Origin of the sequence: Fibrobacter sp. UWB16, from assembly GCF_900215325.1 — a bacterium.
Lineage (GTDB): Bacteria > Fibrobacterota > Fibrobacteria > Fibrobacterales > Fibrobacteraceae > Fibrobacter.
On record NZ_OCMS01000001.1, the window covers coordinates 686,190 to 702,118 of the forward strand.

Here is a 15,929-nt window from a genome sequence, read left to right on the forward strand (position 1 = left end):
GCCCTCTTTTTTCCGAGTCTTTTCAAGGTTAACGCTATGAAAAACGCAAACAAACTTATTGCACTTTTGACCAGCTCGGTATTCGTGGCGGTTCCGTTTGCTCAACCGGAATCCGATATCGCGACGCCTGCAGAAAGGTCAGAAATTTCGCAAGACGTTCCTGACCTTGGACAGAAACAGAAAGAGGACTGGCAGCGCTTACGTGAAGAACGCAAGCAAGCACGGCAACAAATTCTCTCGGACATCAAGGCAAATGCCCATGCCGAAATCAAGGATATCCAGCAAGACATCAACTTGCAAAAAATGAGCAACAACGCGCTAAACGAAAACAAGAATATCGCGAAAGAAAATATTATCAACAAAGAAAAAGGGCAAATCGAAAAGAATCGCGACGAATGGGAAAAACAGCACCCAGAAAACCCGCCGTTCGATGTTCCACGTCCAAACGAACACGTCCCTTTCCCTAAAGGTCCTAAATTTTAAGACCAAAGATTTGAATTTTACCAACCCACACAAAAGCGACGCCGAATGGCGTCGCTTTTTTTTGATCAATTTTTAGCTTATCACCACGGTGCCGGAGCGTAGATGAATTGACCGGCGCTGCAAAAGAACACGCAGCCATCGATATCGCTAGCCTCGCCTTCGTTTTCGCAAGCGGTTCCGATTACAGGGCTTGCCTGGCAACGCAGAGACGGGCGGTCGCAATCGACTTCTTCACCGCATTCGTAATACCTGAAGCGTTCCACCCACTTGTTATTGACGCAGATGTAGTTTTCGATTCTGAAACTATTATTGGATTCCACGATGCGGAGGTCTCTGCTAGATTCGGAGCCATCGCAAGGTTCGCTCAGCCACTTGTCATTGCAGTATCTATCGATGCCATACTTGTTGCAAAGTTCGTATTCGCTATAGCCGCATTCTGGAGCAAGGGCATTACAGACCGGAATTGCGCATCCATCTCCAATTCCGTTTTCGCAATCCTTGACATTCAAAGTCCAGAATCCACGATCACACATAAATTCATTTCCTGTCTCGCAATCAATTGCGATTTCGCCTTGGTTTCCACCACAAGAACGGCAGCCTTGCACAGTTTCATCGCACTTGATATCAGAGATGTGTAGGCAGGTTTCGTCACCCATGCCGAACTTTTTCCATTTGCCTTTCTCGCACTTGTAATGACCATTAATGGCACCTATGTTAAAGCATGCTTCGCAGTATTCAAGTTCACCTTGGGCGCAACGTTTGTTATCGGCATTTCCATTCACTTGCCAAATTTCTCCGTCGCAATAATACTTCACAGATGTTTCGCAATCGGCAATTTCGCGGATGCCCTTCGGTTGGCAAAGAGTATATCCACAGCCACCCATTCCCGGCTTGCATTCACTTGGCTTGATATTCAGGCAAGCAACCGGCTTCCAATAATTGTCTTTACATTCATAATTCGCTTCCGTCTCGCAGTCAACAGCAGTAAGGCCGTTTTGACCTACGCAGTTTCCCTGCTCCGTCATGCCATCGTAATCCGAAATATGCTTGCAGGTTCTGAAAGACGATTCCGTGCAACAAATAGGTTCATAAGTTTCAACGCCATTACAGCTCGTGGTCCATCGACCATTCGGACACATTTCTGCAGGAGTTTTCCATTCACCGTCTTCACAATAAAGACTTTCGCCAGTAATGCAATCATTGCTTTTTCGTTCCATGTTCAATTCACACGGATGGCAAACGCACTTTTCCCCAGGAGGGCATGGTTCACATACGACATCGCTCACATGCTTGCATGTTTCAAAAACGCTCGAACTCGACACGCGCACAGAAGATGAACTAGCAACAACAGAACTGGAACTCATCGACTTATCAGAAGAAGAGCTACTTGTGCAATAGTTGGTCACCCCAAATTCACAAAGTTGTTCGACGGTGTAACCACACTCAGGGAGCAATGCGGCACACTGCGAGCTGAGCGGGATATCGGATGAAGAACTTACAACAAGCTCAGAACTAGAGGATTGCGGGCCAGATTGTTCAACAGACGAGGACTTTCCGTCGCCTCCTCCGTTATAATCAGGGCCGCTTAAAGCATCGTTATCGCAGGCAACGACCGCAAAAGAGGTAGCCGCCATAACGGCAAGGCTCATCGCCTTGACATAATGATTCTTTTTCATGATGTTTTCTCCTTAATTTATAAGTTCTTTTTTGATGGCGCAGGCGATCTTTCGCTCACCCATTCATTACCCACCTTAAGAATCGGGCAATTATCAGACAAATCCATATCAATCTTTACATGTTCCGTTTCGGCATGGCTATTGAGTTTTCCACAGTAGTAGAACAGGAACCTAGACACTTCGCTTGAAGACATCGCCTTGCAATCGCCTGCAGGAACATCAAGCACCTTGATGACATTCTCGGTAATTTCAGCAACGATATAGGCTGCAGTCAATCCATCGCTATACACATTGAACGTATAAAGTCCACAATTTTCGTCCAAAGTTTCATTCTTTATCGCACTGATGATTTGAGGATACATCGCAAATGCCATCGGGAAGTATTCTTGCAACGCATCGACATTCTGCTTTACAATTTTGTGCGGCCAAGGAGAATCAAATTCGGGCGTCATCGGCGGATTCGGTTCTTGTGAATGAGCATCATTGTTTTGACCAATTGATGTCGACATAACACCACTGTCAAAAGAGACCGACTTGAGATTGAGCAAATCCAAGTAATAGTCTAGCGTATTCGGCTTTGCTGATCCTTCAACAGGTCTTTCGGAACTACTAGAACCATCTTCTATTTTACCTGGATTCACAGAACTGCTAGAATTATTATTCACATCAACACCAGTAGAAGAACTTGTGGCTCCAGGAGGCGTACTATTCGAGGACTCCATATAAGAGCTGCTGGATACAGCCTTCGAACTGCTAGACGATTTTGCAGTAGAACTCGACGATTTTACAGAACTACTAGATTTTTCGGAGCTACTCGAAACTGCACGCGAGCTGCTAGATTTTTCGACATCCTTAGATTCATTGGAAGAACTAGACAATTCCTCTTCAGAGCTAGAGGAATCCTCATAAGCCATTTCGTTCGTCTCTTCGGACGTACCTGCAATTTTATCCGAAGAACACCCCGCAAAGAAGCTCAGCGAAAAGATTACCGTGAGCGTTATAAGTTCATACAAACTACACTTCTTCATTTTCGTTCTCCTTCACGTTTTTCGTCAGGGGGAATAATTGCAAATTCAAACGATAAACTTGTTCAATATTCTTTTCTTCAGCAGCGATGGCAATAATCTGGCGACGGCATTCATTCAGCACACATTCGATTTTGTGGAACGACTCGCGCGAAAGCCCCATGGTCACTCCACTAAAATTACGAATTTCCTTGGGGAGTTCAAGCGCCGAAGTCGCAAGCCTGGACATTTGGCGATGCATATTTCTCATGGCAAGCCGCGTTGCATCCGTTGTGCCCTTGATCGAAGTTTCGGACTGGACAAAATTTTCATCTTCTTTTTTCAGAAGTCCCGATTTCGTGAGAAAATCGAGAGAATCGCGAACCTCCGCAGCAGAAATTTGCGGATAGCACATCTTAGCCATTTCGCCCGGAGTGGCGCCCGGCATAATCGGGGCAAGTTCCCTGACAACCGAGTTGTGCCAAGTATCGTAGTACTTGAAGAACTCGCCTTCAATCGTACGGACTTTGTACGTCTTTGCGATGGAAAGCATTTCTTCGTAGGCGGCTTTTTTACTTTCTTCCGTTTCGGCTTGGCCGAACTTGACCATCGCCCTGAAATAATCCATCTCGAAACCGGCAAGTCCCATGGCGGCACCCGTGCGTTCTACACCGATACGGCTCAACTTGCTTTTACCATCGCAAACGACCTTCATGTACGAGGGAGAACTGAATCCTGCGTTCTTGGAGAATTCTCTCCAAGAGAACGCGGAACAGCGCTTGCGTTCCTCGTAGTAATCACGCATGAACATGCGGAAATCGGTATATTCGATGATCGGTTTCATATTAAAAAATATAAAACCGTATTTTTCAAAAATCAAGTCTTTCTATGCTACAAAATTAAAGATTTTTGCAAAATTTAAGCATTTTTCTAAAATCCTCTCACAAAAATTTTGCATATACTACATCATGTAGCATATAGAGAATCTATTATAGCAACACTTATTCATCCGTCATTCCCCTAACGGGGCTTGACTGCTGCGGTTATCCAATACGAACGCAAGCGTTCGTGCAGTCTAACCTTGCACGTCTTTCCGAACGAAGTGAGGAATCCAGTTAAGTTTATTTATGCTTTACAAGACTTTACTGGATTGACGGCTACGCCGTCCGAGGCTTTGGCTCAAAAATAAGCCTGCAAGCAGTCTTGCTTTGTTCGCCTCGCACTCGTTTCTTCGGGGTAACCCCCTCAGGATGACAGCGCTGAAGATAACAGGCGTCAGGATGACGTAAAAAAGCATGACAATGGAAAAAGCTTATTCTAGCGCTTGGCGGGCGGCTTCTTTGGCATGGATGATGGTCGTGTCGTACACGGGGAGCACGCTATCCTCTGCGGAGATGAGCATGCCGATTTCCGTGCAACCAAGAACCACGCATTCAGCACCACGTTCTTTCAAGCTCTCAATGATGCGCTGGTATTCTGCACGCGATGCATCAAGAACCTTGCCCAAGCAAAGTTCATTGAAAATCACGTTGTTCACAATTTCAATGTCCGGAGCTTCCGGCACAATCACTTCGAGGCCAGCGCTCTTAAGGCGGTCCTTGATAAAGTCCTGTGTCATCGTGAATTTGGTGCCGAGCAACGCGACTTTCGTAAAGCCATCGCGAATAACGCTTGTTGCAGCCGCATCGGCAATGTGCAGAATCGGGATATGAATTTCACGTTCGATTTGCGGGACCAGCTTGTGCATCGTATTCGTAGCAATCACGATAAAGTCAGCACCAGCACTTTCGAGACGCTTTGCAGCATCCGCGAGAATCGCCGCATTGCCATCCCAATCGCCAATGGACATATTCGCCTCGAGTTCTGCAAAATCGACACTGTACATCAAAATTTTTGCACTGTGGAAACCGCCCAACGCGCTGACAACTTCTTTATTCAAAACTTCATAGTACGTGATTGTACTTTCCCAGCTCATGCCGCCAATCAAACCAATCGTCTTCATAAATTTCTCCGTTAACATTCATTAAAGGCTAATATTCATTAGCCAAACACAACGCCGTAAATAATAGGCGTCAGGATGACATTTTACGGAAGGGTAACAACTTCGCGGTCCAAGGACTTAAATACGTCTTTGGACGAAATCACTTTGCCCATGGCTACATCACGGCCATTTTGGGCTAGCAACTTGATGATTTTTAAACGTTCACGCGCAACCTGAATTGCGTCCATAAAAAATCTCCTTCTATCAAAGCTCCCAACAGCCAATTAAAAAATAAAATAAATTAACAAAAACGTCAAACATATTTATGTATATTACGTAATAATAAAGGGGGAAAAATGAATCATTCAAATAACGCATCTGCAATTTTTCCAATAACATTATTTATCATTGCAGCGTTTTTCACAGGTTGCGACGAAGATAGTGTCAGTGCACCAGCGCCAGAACCTGCCCCCGCTGTTTCATATACATCATCCTCCGTATCATATACCAACTTATCGTCATCCGAGACCTCATCTTCCAACATTTCTTCATCTGAAGTCGCGATATCAGGCTTTTCATCTTCGAGCGTTATAGAGCAAAAAACCTCATCAAGCACTCCTGCATCAAATACTTCATCATCGAGCGATGCGTTGAAAAAAGATTCATCCTCCAGCAAGCAAACCCCCGAAACAAAAGTATCGAGCAGTTCTACAGCACCAAGTTCAGCAAGAACAAACTGCATTACCTACACGAATTCCTTTGATCCAGACAGTTACAACGAGGACCCCGAATGCGTCATCAGGCAGCTAACAGCTGGCGTCGTTGAAAATCTTGTAAAGCAAGGCATGGATTCCACCAGCGCGTTCAATACGGCAAAGCTAAAACTTTATTCCATATTCTCCCTAGACACACTGCTACAGCACCAGTCTTTACATTCCACATCTATCGGCTATACATTTTCACATTTAATCCCTCCCGACAACGATTCTTCAAAGACGAGAAGCGATTTCATCGAGAAATTTACGAAAGGCGAGACCTTTGACGAGACATTTATATGTTCCGTCTATGAAAATTTTTCTATCGAGAAATTCTTAAGCTCAATCACCCCGACATCAACCTGGGGAGATTACGGAAGATACAGCACCAATTACGCCGTTCAAGAACCGCAATACATTTTAAGAAACTTGTGGAGACATTGCGGACAGCTCCCCTATTGCGACTCCTCCCATTACGAACTTTTCAAAACGTACCGTTGCAGTTCGGACAAGGTCAATTGCAAAGACAACGGCAAGGATTTCGTCTGCGCCTACAACAGTTGGAGAACACCAAACGCAAAGGAATACGAAACACACGACAAGGAATGCACAACAAACAACACGCGCTTCCCGAGCGATTCGTTCCCAAGCGAGTTCTACATTTGCTACGAAGGGCGGTGGTACCTTTCTAGAGACAATCTCGTCGATAGCCTGCCTCAGGAATACTTTTTCAACGAGAACATCAAATACGATACATTGACCGATCCGAGAGACGGCAAGAAATACAGAACCGTCGTTTTCGAGAACCAAGTCTGGATGGCAGAAAACATCAACTACTACAGCGAAAGCGACTCCCTCATCAAGAATTTCAGCAAATGCGCACAAAAAATCGGTTGCAGATACGGGCGCTTCTACAATGCCGACGCCGCCACCCACGCATGCCCCGAAGGCTGGCACCTGCCAAAAGAAGCGGACGTTTCCAGCTGGGATGAAATGCCCTACGACGAAGCGACCGTTTTCTTGCCAAAACTATTTTCACGCCTGACTGGCGAACGCGGCGCGAAAAATGAATCCGGACTTTCCCTTTTATCCATCAATGCTGTCGATCCGTATGGTTGGGATTATATCGGCGTGACATACGGATACTTTTGGGTAGACTCAAGGAAAGAATTCTACATCGCCACAACGCATGCCAACTTCAGCAATGTTGACCCGCGCGAAAAAGGGCAGTTCGTGCCCGTCCGGTGTATAAAGGATTAGGATAAGGACTTGAATTTAGGAATAAGAAAATCGGCTTTTTATCGCCGATTTTCTTTTGTGTAGTCGCAATGAGATAAACCTCTTAGTCTTCCACTTTATTCGAGACTTTCTTGAATATGAGCCGGTGGGTAACAGTCATATAGCTGGCGTCCGTCACCGTCTCCATCGTCATCGTAATTCCATCCGTCGCTACTTGCGCCGTATATTTATTTCCAGAAGCATCGGAGTAGGTGAACGTACCATTCTTGCTGTTATAGGAATAGCTAAACGAATCGGTCGAGCCATTACGTGCTATATAGTCTATAGAGCCATCGGAATAGACGTTCATTGACTGGCCAACGCAATAGTCATCTTCAACCTCGCTGTCCACACATTCCTCGGAAGATCCACCCCAAATTTCAGTGCACATTTTCTTGTTCGTAATCTTGTGGATGTAAAGTTCCGTCGTAACAGTCCACTTTCCACGGACATCATTTGGGAATTTACCACCCTTCGCCACGGAAGAAGAAGACTTCACTACAGCCTTACTCGAAGAGCTCCTGCCGTATTTTTTCGAAGAGGAACTTTTCACCTGGCTTTCACGAATTTCCTTTTCATTCAATTTTCCTTCTAGTTTGATATCTTTACCAGGCTTGGCATCTACCGACTGAGTGAATTTTTTCCCGCTTTCATCAACAAAGGAAACAACATGTTCACCACCTTCTTTAAGCACAATCTCGTGATCGCCTTTATCATTGACACCCAAGGCTATAGTCACCTTGCCGGTCTCATTTGAAATAGCAACAGTCATTTTACCATCTTTAAGAGCCGTTTCACCTTTATCTGTAAAGGTCACTGTCGAAGATGCGGCATCAGTCAAAGAACTATTATCATCTAAGATTTTTTTGGTCAAGTTGGAAATAGCTTCCACATCTTCACCCAACATTTCAGAAGCCTTTTTCACATCGTCATAATCTTCGATAAAGACATCTAGGACCTTATCCTTTAATTCGTCCGCAGACATATCCTTACCCTGAGTAATGATAGTATTGATTTTTTCCGCAGTCTCTATTTTACCCATGGCATCCGTAACGGCGTCAGGCAAAGCGGTCTTTAGGATTTCCACTTCAAAGGCCGCGGCCTTTTCTGACAATTCCACTCCAGTTTTTGCCACCGTCTTATTGATAAATTCCGCTTCTTCAGCAAAGGAGCTTTCTGTATTATAGTACATTCTGTTGTATATCTGGAGCGAGGCGTCATCGTAATCCCCGTTATTAAATTTTTTCCACCAGCTCAGATAATCCGTTTCCCCTCTCTTTTGATTAGCATCAAGGCCATCGAAAAGAATTTTCAGTTGATTTTTATCCTTCAGTTCGCCAGCAACCGCCATGGCCTTTTCGCGGGTCGCCTTGCCACACCCTCTTAGGGAACGGAAGAAATCCCTCATGGCGTAGAAAAGGCCCACTTTCTGGAGGGCAGCCGGAGTTTCGCTCATAAAAGCCTGCTTACTGTCTATACGCGACAAGGCAGACTCGTATTCATCAGCCTTTTCACTCATTTTGGTCAACACACCAAAAAACTCCCCAGCTTCGCTACTATCCACATTATCGGTGAACAGTCCCTTGCTAGAAGCCATGAAGGCTATGGGAGCAACCTTGATGTATTCGGTGTAGTAGGCGAATTCGGCCAGGTTTCCCAGATCGCTTTGGATGTCCTTCGTTTCGAGGTAGCCGACCAGAGAATCCCCACCATTTCCAGAAACACCACCACCGCCGCCGCCACAGGCGTTGAGGGTAGCAATGAAGGCAGCCATAGCTGCAGAGAAAAATATGTTTTTAGTAATATTCATATAAGCAATATATCATAATTTTCAAAAAAAGTTTACAATAATTCATTTTTTTCGCATTTGCTCCGTTTGGAGACTATTTTCACACGTTTTTTCTTAGTTTACATCATTTTATTTTGCCCTTATGAGCACTATTCAAAATTTTTATATATTTGTTACGGTTTATTGAAACGAAAGCCAGGGAGCCTCAAAACATAGAGACGACCTAATAAAAGAGATTGATTAATGGCAGCTACGAAATATACAGAAGACAGCATCAAATCCCTAGAGTGGCATGAACACATCCGTCTGCGCCCCGGTATGTACATCGGTAAACTAGGCGACGGACAGAGCCCGGACGACGGCATTTACGTGCTCGTCAAGGAAATTATCGACAACTCCATCGACGAATTCGTGATGGGTGCGGGCAAGAAGATTGAAATCAATATTGACGACCATGCAGCCCGTGTGCGCGACTACGGGCGCGGCATTCCTCTCGGCAAGGTCATCGACTGCGTATCGAAGATCAACACGGGTGGTAAGTACGATTCCGAAGCGTTCCAGAAATCCGTCGGCTTGAACGGCGTGGGTACAAAGGCTGTAAACGCTCTTTCTACCAAATTCATTGTCAAAAGCTACCGCGATGGCCGCATGAAGCAGGCCGAATTCTGCCGCGGCGTGCTAGTGCAGGACTATAAGGAATGCGCTACAACCGAAAAGAACGGTACCGAAATTTACTTTGAACCGGATGCCGACATTTTCAAGAACTACCGCTTCCTCCCGGCCTACATGGAAGAGAAGGTCTGGAACTACGCTTACCTGAACAACGGCCTCCAGCTCGTGATGAACGACAAGGTCTACACGAGCCCGAACGGCCTTTTGGACCTTTTGAACAAGCACGTGGACGATTCCATCCGCTACCCGGTGATCCACTTCAAGGGCAAGGATATCGAATGCGCCTTCACGCACGGGAACCAGTACGGCGAACATTACTACAGCTTTGTGAACGGTCAGCACACCACGCAGGGCGGTACGCACCAGCAGGCATTCCGCGAAGGTCTTGTCAAAGGCGCCCGCGACCATTTCAAGAAGGACTTGGACCCGCAAGACGTGCGCAACTGCGTCATTGGCGCAATTTCCGTGCGCATCCAGGAACCGGTTTTCGAATCCCAGACCAAGACAAAGCTCGGCTCGACGACGGTCGCTCCGGGTGGCGCCCAGCTGCGCTCCTGGGTTGTGGATTACGTGGCCAGCGAATTCGACAACTTTTTGCACAAGAATCCCGAAACCGAAAAGGCGCTCCTCAACCGCATCACGCAGAACGAACGTGAACGCAAGGAAATCGCAGGCATCAAGAAGCTTGCAAACGAACGCGCCAAGAAGGCGAACTTACACAACCGCAAGCTGCGCGACTGCAAGATCCACCTCACCGACGTGAAGAACGCGCTCAACCGCGAATCGATGATTTTCATTACAGAAGGTGACTCCGCATCCGGCTCTATCACCAAGGCTCGTAACGTGCAGACGCAGGCTGTGTTTAGCCTCCGCGGTAAGCCGCTCAACAGCTTTGGCATGACGAAGAAGGTCGTGTACGAGAACGAAGAATTCAACTTGTTGCAGCACGCGCTCGATATCGAAAACGGTCTCGAGAACTTGCGTTACGACAAAGTGATTATCGCGACCGATGCTGATGTGGACGGTATGCACATTCGCCTTTTGCTCATGACGTTCTTCTTGCAGTTCTTCCCGGAACTTGTGGAACAGAAGCACTTGTACATCTTGCAGACGCCGCTTTTCCGCGTGCGCAACAAGCAGGTGACCAAGTACTGCTACGACGAAGCAGAACGCGACAAGGCCGCCAAAGAAATCGGCAAGACAGGTCTCGAGATTACACGATTCAAAGGTCTTGGCGAAATCAGCCCGGAAGAATTCGGACAGTTCATCAACGAAGACATGCGCCTTGAAACGGTGAGCATTCCGCCCGACGCTTCGCTTGGCAAGATGCTGGAATACTATATGGGCAATAACACGCCAATGCGCCAGGAACACATCGTGCTGAACCTAAGAGCAGAAGCAGTGGAAGAACTGTAAGCGGCATCACTGCGGCCAACCGCAGTCAACGTCATTCTGAGCCTGATAAGGGCGATATAGAATTGTTAGCAACTTGTTGCTTTACAATTCTTAGGTTCGTAGGAGCAGAATCCAGTCAAATTTTATACTGAATAGGCAAGAAATAACTGGATCCTTCGGCTTCGCCTCAGGATGACGAGACGCAGGTCAAAATGACTAGAAACGAAAAAATCCCGCTTGAAGCGGGATTTTTTGCATTGTCATTGTCGCGGGAATCGCGAGACTTACACCTTATGGAGTGTCTGCGTTTTGGGGCCTTTCACGCCGGCAGGGAGGATCATCATGACCTTTTCCATGCGGGTGCCGTCCATGCGCAGAACGCGGAACGTGTAACCCTGAATCTTGACTTCGGCGCCTGGCGACGGGATGATACCAAGCGTTGCCTGAATCAAACCAGAGAGCGTTTCCACATGGGAATTCTCAGGCGGCTTGAGTTCCACATCGAGTTCGTATTCCAAATCCGAGAGCGTCATCAGCGGGTCGAGAATGTAGCGTCCGTCCTTCAACTTCTGCACGTCCTCATCTTCGTCCATGTCGTCTTCGTCGCGGATTTCACCAACGATTTCTTCGAGAATATCTTCGAGCGTCACAAGGCCAGCCGTGCCGCCGTATTCGTCCACGACAATCGCGAGCTGGTTACCCGTCTTGCGGAGTTCCGTCAAAAGATCATCAATCTTCTTGTGGTACGGCACGTAGACCGGCGGCATCACGAGCTTCATCAAGTCAAACGGTTCGTCACGATGTTCCGTGTACCATTCCAAGAAGTCGCGGTTCGAAAGGATACCGACAATGTTGTCGACCGTTTCCTTGTACACCGGCAATCGAGAATGGCGTTCGTTGTTCAAGACCTTCACCAAGTCCTCAAGCGACGTGTCCACATCGATGGCGCACATGTCCACACGTGGCGTCATGATTTCGCGCACCGGCGTTTCCACGAAGTCGAAGATATTGAGAATCATCTGGCGTTCTTCTTTTTCGAGGCCCTCGCCTTCAGAGAGCGAAGAATCCGAAAGGTCCGCCTGCACAGCGTCACGGCGTTCTTCGGGCAAGAAGCTGAGCTTAGCGTCGTAACCCAAGGCGTTCAGCAACTTGAGGTAAATGGTATGGCAAACGCGTCCCACCGGCACGAACGGCATGCGGATAAGCCTGTACAGCGGCACAAGCACCACAGACAAAGTATCCGGCTTCAAGTTGCCAATCAGGTTCGGGCAGAAGATGGTCACTATATAAATCACGGCACAGGCGCAAAGCATGTACGCCATGATCCCGAGCAGCCAGAAGTCGTGCGTCCACTGCCACGGAGCATTCGAGAACAGATAAAATCCGAACACGCCAATGCCCACGTCCGAAAAGATTCGGCCGATGGAGACGGTTTCGTTGTAGCCTCGGTTTTCGACAATCTTTGCAATCTTCGCTTCGCGGTCCGTGCGGTCGTGGTCTTCTCGCTTGGCATAGATGGCGGCAAAGACTGCCTTGATTAAAGTAAACGATGCCGAAACTAAAAGAAAGAAAACGAGAAGAACAATCGCAATGGTGTTCGTATCACCCATTTTCCATGCTCTCCTTGTCCTTGTACGGATCCAGTCCCAAGAACTCGCATTCGCGGGCGCGCATCACCTTGCGGTCGGCAGCCTTGATATGGTCGTACCCCGACAGGTGGAGTAGTCCGTGAACAATCACACGCTTCATCTCGGCAAAAAAGCTATTGCCGTACTGCGGGGCCTGGCGCTTGACCTGGTCCCTGGCGATGTAGATTTCGCCGAGCATCTCTTCTTCGCCCGGGATTTCTTCGTGCCATTCGAACGAAAGCACGTCCGTCACCTTGTCGAGCCCGCGGTAGTTCTTGTTCATCTCGCGAACGAACTCGTCGGTGCAGAGCACGATGTTGACGTTGTTCTCCGTGCCTTCTTCGGCAAGGAGCTTGCGGGCCATAGCTTCGAACTTATCCTTCCACGGGAAGGACTCGATATTCCCCTCGCACAGGAAATCGATAGTGTAGTCTTTCTTTTTACTAGCAGGGTCTGGCATTAAATGTTATACCACTTTTTTAAGACGTTGATAATGGCTTCGGCTTGCGCCTTGCCTGTAATCTTGAACTTGCCTTGGGGCTTGAAAGTGCCTTGCATCTTGCGGTAACGGCGCAGAGAGACCTTCGGTTCGCTGAACTCGCCCGTTTTCGGGTCACGGTCCTGGTAGAAGAACATCACGGTCGGCCAGGCGCCCTTCGAAAGGACTTCCTTGCTCAATTCCTTGATGACGACTTCGCCGGTTTCTTCGTCAGTGTATTCGACGGTCAAATCTTCGACTTCTGCACTCATTTTTACCTCCAATGAAACACAAGTACGATACAATTATAACATTATTATGGAGAGTGTGGGTGCACCACATCGTGGTGATGATGCTCGCAGCAGCCACCATGGGTATGGTCATGGCTCCCGAGAACGCGATGCGGCACTCCGTGGGCAATCAAATCGACTTCACAACCGTAAGTGCTATGGAGCATTTCTTCGGTCAGGTTCGCCCCTTCGTGGTAATGCACAGAATGGTTCACGCAAACGACGCTTTTCACCTTGTGCGAAAGAGCCATCAGGTCGTGCGTCACGATCACAATCGTCATCGTTTCGCTAAATTCTGCAAGCATGCTATAAAGCGCCTCAATCCCCGCGACGTCAATGTTATTGGACGGTTCATCCAAAAAGAGAATCTTCGGATTGCAGACAAGAGAACGGGCAATCAGCACGCGTTGGCGTTCACCGCCACTCAGTTCACCCAGACGACGGTCCAAAAAGGTGCCAATATGCACGCGTTCAAGCGCCGCCTTCACTTCATCCGACTTGGGAGAAAGCCCCGCCTTGCCTGTGGCAACGCACTCGCCCACCGTAATCGGGAAATCGATATTCTTGTTCGTGTTCTGCGGCACATAGCCAATAGCCACTTTCTTTGTCGGAACCTTTTCACCAAAAACGCGCACTGTTCCAGACGTAGGCTTCAAGAGCCCGACCATCAGTCTCATCAGTGTAGACTTGCCACCGCCATTCGGCCCGATAATAGCAACAAAGTCATTTTCGTCAATGGACAAGTTCACGTCCGTAAGCACGGGCGACTTACCATAGCCAAACGAAAGATTTTTGATGTCAATGGCAGACATTACTTTTCACCAGCTGCTTTAAGAGCATCGACAAACGTCTGTATATTAGCGAGGAAATCAGCCGCAAGCGGGTCTGTTTCGACCACAACGGCACCAAGTTCCTTTGCAATCGTTTCTGCAGCGCGCTTGCTAAACTGGGGCTGCACAAAAACAGTCTTTACATCGTTCTTGCGACCAACCTGAATAAGCTTAGCCAAGTCCTTCGGCTTTGGCTCCTTGCCATTCACCTCAATCGAATACTGCGTAAGATTATAATCGTTTGCCAGATACCCATACGACGGGTGGAACACAATAAACGAGCGACGGTTCAAGGGCAGGCCCACAACGGCCCCCACAATCTTACGATCCGCCCTGCGCAAAATTTCCTGCGTACTCATAAATCGATTCGTATAGTACGCGATATGATCCGGATCCAGAGCCTTAAAGGATTCGTAGATATTCAAGGCCAAAAGTTGCAAACGCATCGGAGAAGTCCAAATATGCGGATCAAGTTCATTTTCATCATCATGATGGTGGTGATGATCATCATCATGCTCCGCCTTCATCCATTTAATATTTCTGGAAATATCAATAACCTTGACATTCTTGTTCGCACCCAAGAAGCGAGGCAACCAGGCCTTGTCCAAGCCAGAGCCATCCGTAAAGTAAGCCTCAGCCAACGAAAAAGCCTTGATCACGGCAGGCTTCGGTTCGTAATTGTGCGGGTCTGCCCCCGGCGGCAAAAGCGTCACCACGTTCACGCGGGCACCGCCAAGCATCTTTAACAGAGTCGCATAAGGCTGCAAAGAAACTGCAACTGTAATTTCTTTTTCGCTGGCAAACAGAACCGCAGCCGGGAGAACAACAAGCAGCAGCAAAAGACGTGCTATACGACGCATTATTTTTTTCCTTCTAAAAAGGCGTTGAAATCAATTTCACTAACATTATTGACAATAAATTCGGGCTTCACGTCGAGAAGCTCGACATCCGCCATTTTCGATTCGCCGCACAAGGGCAGCACAAATCGACAGCCGGAACGTTTTGCAAGTTCAAAGTCCGTATAAAGTCGGTCACCCACAAACAAGATTTCTTCGGGGCGGTAAAGTTTCAAAAGTCCCGAAAGCATTGCCGGATTCGGCTTGCCAAAGCTCATCTCGGGTTCGACGCCGTAAGCCGTCTTGAGGAGAGCCATGAAGCTACCGATATCGGGCACCGGGCCGCGTTCGTCGGGGCAGACAAAATCCGTATGCGTGACCCAGAACGGGATACCGCGCTGCACGCGGAAAGAGAGCTCGCAAAGTTCACGGTAGTCAAAGCTATTGTGGTAAGCAACAAGTACGAGTTCGGTTTCTTCGACCGAAGGGCGCAAATTGAGACTCGGATCCTGTGCTGCAAACCATTCGTACACTTCCGGGTTTGCAAAGAAAAAGACGTTCTTGATCTTGCGTTCGTGAATCGCATCGAGCGAGAGGTACAGCGCCGAGATGATAGAATCATCAGCCAGCGGAAGCCCCATGACCTTGAGGCGGTTTTCGTAAAAGACCGGAGACTTGCTCGTGTTGTTGCTCAAGTAATAGACCGGCACGCGCTTAGAGACGCGATTGACCGTTTCGACCGCACCAGGGTATGGGCGGCCACTCAAATAGAGAGTTCCGTCTAAATCGAAGACAACAGCTTTTACTTTTTTCACGGGATGTAATATAGAAATT

16 protein-coding genes are annotated in these 15,929 nt (G+C 47.7%); 3 read left to right on the plus strand and 13 right to left on the minus strand.

Features of this window, described 5'->3' with window-relative positions; all coding sequences use genetic code 11:
* Positions 1 to 36 precede the first annotated feature (36 nt).
* Entirely contained in the window at positions 37 to 483 is a 447-nt protein-coding gene (locus CRN95_RS02880) for a hypothetical protein (RefSeq protein ID WP_097020040.1), read from the plus strand.
* Positions 484 to 563: 80 nt separating this feature from the next.
* On the opposite strand, the gene CRN95_RS02885 is transcribed toward CRN95_RS02880, so the two are convergent.
* From CRN95_RS02885 to CRN95_RS14745, 6 genes are all read right to left on the minus strand, one after another.
* Positions 564 to 2,159 carry a hypothetical protein gene (locus tag CRN95_RS02885; protein WP_235002836.1) on the minus strand — a complete coding sequence of 532 codons (1,596 nt, stop codon included), beginning with the start codon at positions 2,157 to 2,159 and terminating at the stop codon, positions 564 to 566.
* A gap of 17 nt (positions 2,160 to 2,176) precedes the next feature.
* Complete coding sequence (locus tag CRN95_RS02890) at positions 2,177 to 3,187, minus strand: hypothetical protein (RefSeq protein WP_097020041.1); 1,011 nt, start codon at positions 3,185 to 3,187, stop codon at positions 2,177 to 2,179.
* Complete coding sequence (locus tag CRN95_RS02895) at positions 3,174 to 4,007, minus strand: TIGR02147 family protein (RefSeq protein WP_097020042.1); 834 nt, start codon at positions 4,005 to 4,007, stop codon at positions 3,174 to 3,176. The genes CRN95_RS02890 and CRN95_RS02895 overlap by 14 nt, the downstream gene beginning before the upstream one ends.
* A 468-nt stretch (positions 4,008 to 4,475) precedes the next feature.
* A complete protein-coding gene (locus CRN95_RS02900) occupies positions 4,476 to 5,165 on the minus strand; it encodes an aspartate/glutamate racemase family protein (RefSeq protein WP_097020043.1) in 690 nt (229 codons plus the stop codon).
* Between the two features lie 83 nt (positions 5,166 to 5,248).
* Positions 5,249 to 5,392 (minus strand): hypothetical protein, encoded by a 144-nt coding sequence (locus CRN95_RS14895; RefSeq protein ID WP_173463087.1) that lies wholly within the window; start codon positions 5,390 to 5,392, stop codon positions 5,249 to 5,251.
* A gap of 113 nt (positions 5,393 to 5,505) precedes the next feature.
* Positions 5,506 to 5,886 carry a hypothetical protein gene (locus tag CRN95_RS14745; protein ID WP_159462262.1) on the minus strand — a complete coding sequence of 127 codons (381 nt, stop codon included), beginning with the start codon at positions 5,884 to 5,886 and terminating at the stop codon, positions 5,506 to 5,508.
* Between the two features lie 103 nt (positions 5,887 to 5,989).
* On the opposite strand from CRN95_RS14745, the gene CRN95_RS02905 reads away from it, so the two are divergent.
* The gene (locus CRN95_RS02905) at positions 5,990 to 7,159 is read left to right on the plus strand and encodes an FISUMP domain-containing protein (RefSeq protein ID WP_159462263.1); all 1,170 of its coding nucleotides are present in this window, start codon (positions 5,990 to 5,992) and stop codon (positions 7,157 to 7,159) included.
* An 82-nt stretch (positions 7,160 to 7,241) separates the two neighbouring features.
* Here the strand turns inward: CRN95_RS02905 and CRN95_RS02910 are convergent, their stop codons facing one another.
* Complete coding sequence (locus CRN95_RS02910; protein ID WP_097020045.1) at positions 7,242 to 8,987, minus strand: hypothetical protein; 1,746 nt, start codon at positions 8,985 to 8,987, stop codon at positions 7,242 to 7,244.
* Between the two features lie 222 nt (positions 8,988 to 9,209).
* Between CRN95_RS02910 and CRN95_RS02915 the strand changes: the two genes are divergently transcribed.
* Positions 9,210 to 11,054, plus strand: a complete 1,845-nt coding sequence (locus tag CRN95_RS02915; protein ID WP_097020046.1) for a DNA topoisomerase IV subunit B — start codon at positions 9,210 to 9,212, stop codon at positions 11,052 to 11,054.
* 263 nt (positions 11,055 to 11,317) lie between these two features.
* Here the strand turns inward: CRN95_RS02915 and CRN95_RS02920 are convergent, their stop codons facing one another.
* From CRN95_RS02920 to CRN95_RS02945, 6 genes are read right to left on the minus strand one after another with little or no spacing between them, the layout of a single operon-like run.
* Positions 11,318 to 12,643, minus strand: coding sequence for a hemolysin family protein (locus CRN95_RS02920; protein ID WP_097020047.1), 1,326 nt, complete (start codon positions 12,641 to 12,643; stop codon positions 11,318 to 11,320).
* The gene (gene ybeY, locus CRN95_RS02925; protein ID WP_012820391.1) at positions 12,636 to 13,121 is read right to left on the minus strand and encodes an rRNA maturation RNase YbeY; all 486 of its coding nucleotides are present in this window, start codon (positions 13,119 to 13,121) and stop codon (positions 12,636 to 12,638) included. Before ybeY ends, CRN95_RS02920 begins: the two co-directional genes overlap by 8 nt.
* Positions 13,121 to 13,411 carry a hypothetical protein gene (locus CRN95_RS02930; RefSeq protein ID WP_012820392.1) on the minus strand — a complete coding sequence of 97 codons (291 nt, stop codon included), beginning with the start codon at positions 13,409 to 13,411 and terminating at the stop codon, positions 13,121 to 13,123. Before CRN95_RS02930 ends, ybeY begins: the two co-directional genes overlap by 1 nt.
* 44 nt (positions 13,412 to 13,455) lie before the next feature.
* A complete protein-coding gene (locus tag CRN95_RS02935) occupies positions 13,456 to 14,241 on the minus strand; it encodes a metal ABC transporter ATP-binding protein (RefSeq protein ID WP_097020048.1) in 786 nt (261 codons plus the stop codon).
* Positions 14,241 to 15,119 carry a metal ABC transporter solute-binding protein, Zn/Mn family gene (locus CRN95_RS02940; protein WP_097020049.1) on the minus strand — a complete coding sequence of 293 codons (879 nt, stop codon included), beginning with the start codon at positions 15,117 to 15,119 and terminating at the stop codon, positions 14,241 to 14,243. The genes CRN95_RS02935 and CRN95_RS02940 overlap by 1 nt, the downstream gene beginning before the upstream one ends.
* Positions 15,119 to 15,910: an HAD-IIA family hydrolase gene (locus CRN95_RS02945; RefSeq protein ID WP_097020050.1), complete on the minus strand. Its 792-nt coding sequence runs from the start codon at positions 15,908 to 15,910 to the stop codon at positions 15,119 to 15,121. Before CRN95_RS02945 ends, CRN95_RS02940 begins: the two co-directional genes overlap by 1 nt.
* Positions 15,911 to 15,929 lie beyond the last annotated feature (19 nt).

Bases quoted from the DNA above. Each gene is read 5' to 3' on its own strand.
- CRN95_RS14745 (WP_159462262.1), bottom strand. From the start codon at position 5,886: ATGCAGTTTGTTCTTGCTGAACTTGGTGCTGTAGAACTGCTCGATACT.
- CRN95_RS02890 (WP_097020041.1), bottom strand. From the start codon at position 3,187: ATGAAGAAGTGTAGTTTGTATGAACTTATAACGCTCACGGTAATCTTT.
- CRN95_RS02895 (WP_097020042.1), bottom strand. From the start codon at position 4,007: ATGAAACCGATCATCGAATATACCGATTTCCGCATGTTCATGCGTGAT.
- CRN95_RS14895 (WP_173463087.1), bottom strand. From the start codon at position 5,392: ATGGACGCAATTCAGGTTGCGCGTGAACGTTTAAAAATCATCAAGTTG.
- ybeY (WP_012820391.1), bottom strand. From the start codon at position 13,121: ATGCCAGACCCTGCTAGTAAAAAGAAAGACTACACTATCGATTTCCTG.
- CRN95_RS02930 (WP_012820392.1), bottom strand. From the start codon at position 13,411: ATGAGTGCAGAAGTCGAAGATTTGACCGTCGAATACACTGACGAAGAA.
- CRN95_RS02935 (WP_097020048.1), bottom strand. From the start codon at position 14,241: ATGTCTGCCATTGACATCAAAAATCTTTCGTTTGGCTATGGTAAGTCG.
- CRN95_RS02905 (WP_159462263.1), top strand. From the start codon at position 5,990: ATGGATTCCACCAGCGCGTTCAATACGGCAAAGCTAAAACTTTATTCC.
- CRN95_RS02915 (WP_097020046.1), top strand. From the start codon at position 9,210: ATGGCAGCTACGAAATATACAGAAGACAGCATCAAATCCCTAGAGTGG.
- CRN95_RS02940 (WP_097020049.1), bottom strand. From the start codon at position 15,119: ATGCGTCGTATAGCACGTCTTTTGCTGCTGCTTGTTGTTCTCCCGGCT.
- CRN95_RS02920 (WP_097020047.1), bottom strand. From the start codon at position 12,643: ATGGGTGATACGAACACCATTGCGATTGTTCTTCTCGTTTTCTTTCTT.
- CRN95_RS02885 (WP_235002836.1), bottom strand. From the start codon at position 2,159: ATGAAAAAGAATCATTATGTCAAGGCGATGAGCCTTGCCGTTATGGCG.
- CRN95_RS02900 (WP_097020043.1), bottom strand. From the start codon at position 5,165: ATGAAGACGATTGGTTTGATTGGCGGCATGAGCTGGGAAAGTACAATC.
- CRN95_RS02880 (WP_097020040.1), top strand. From the start codon at position 37: ATGAAAAACGCAAACAAACTTATTGCACTTTTGACCAGCTCGGTATTC.
- CRN95_RS02910 (WP_097020045.1), bottom strand. From the start codon at position 8,987: ATGAATATTACTAAAAACATATTTTTCTCTGCAGCTATGGCTGCCTTC.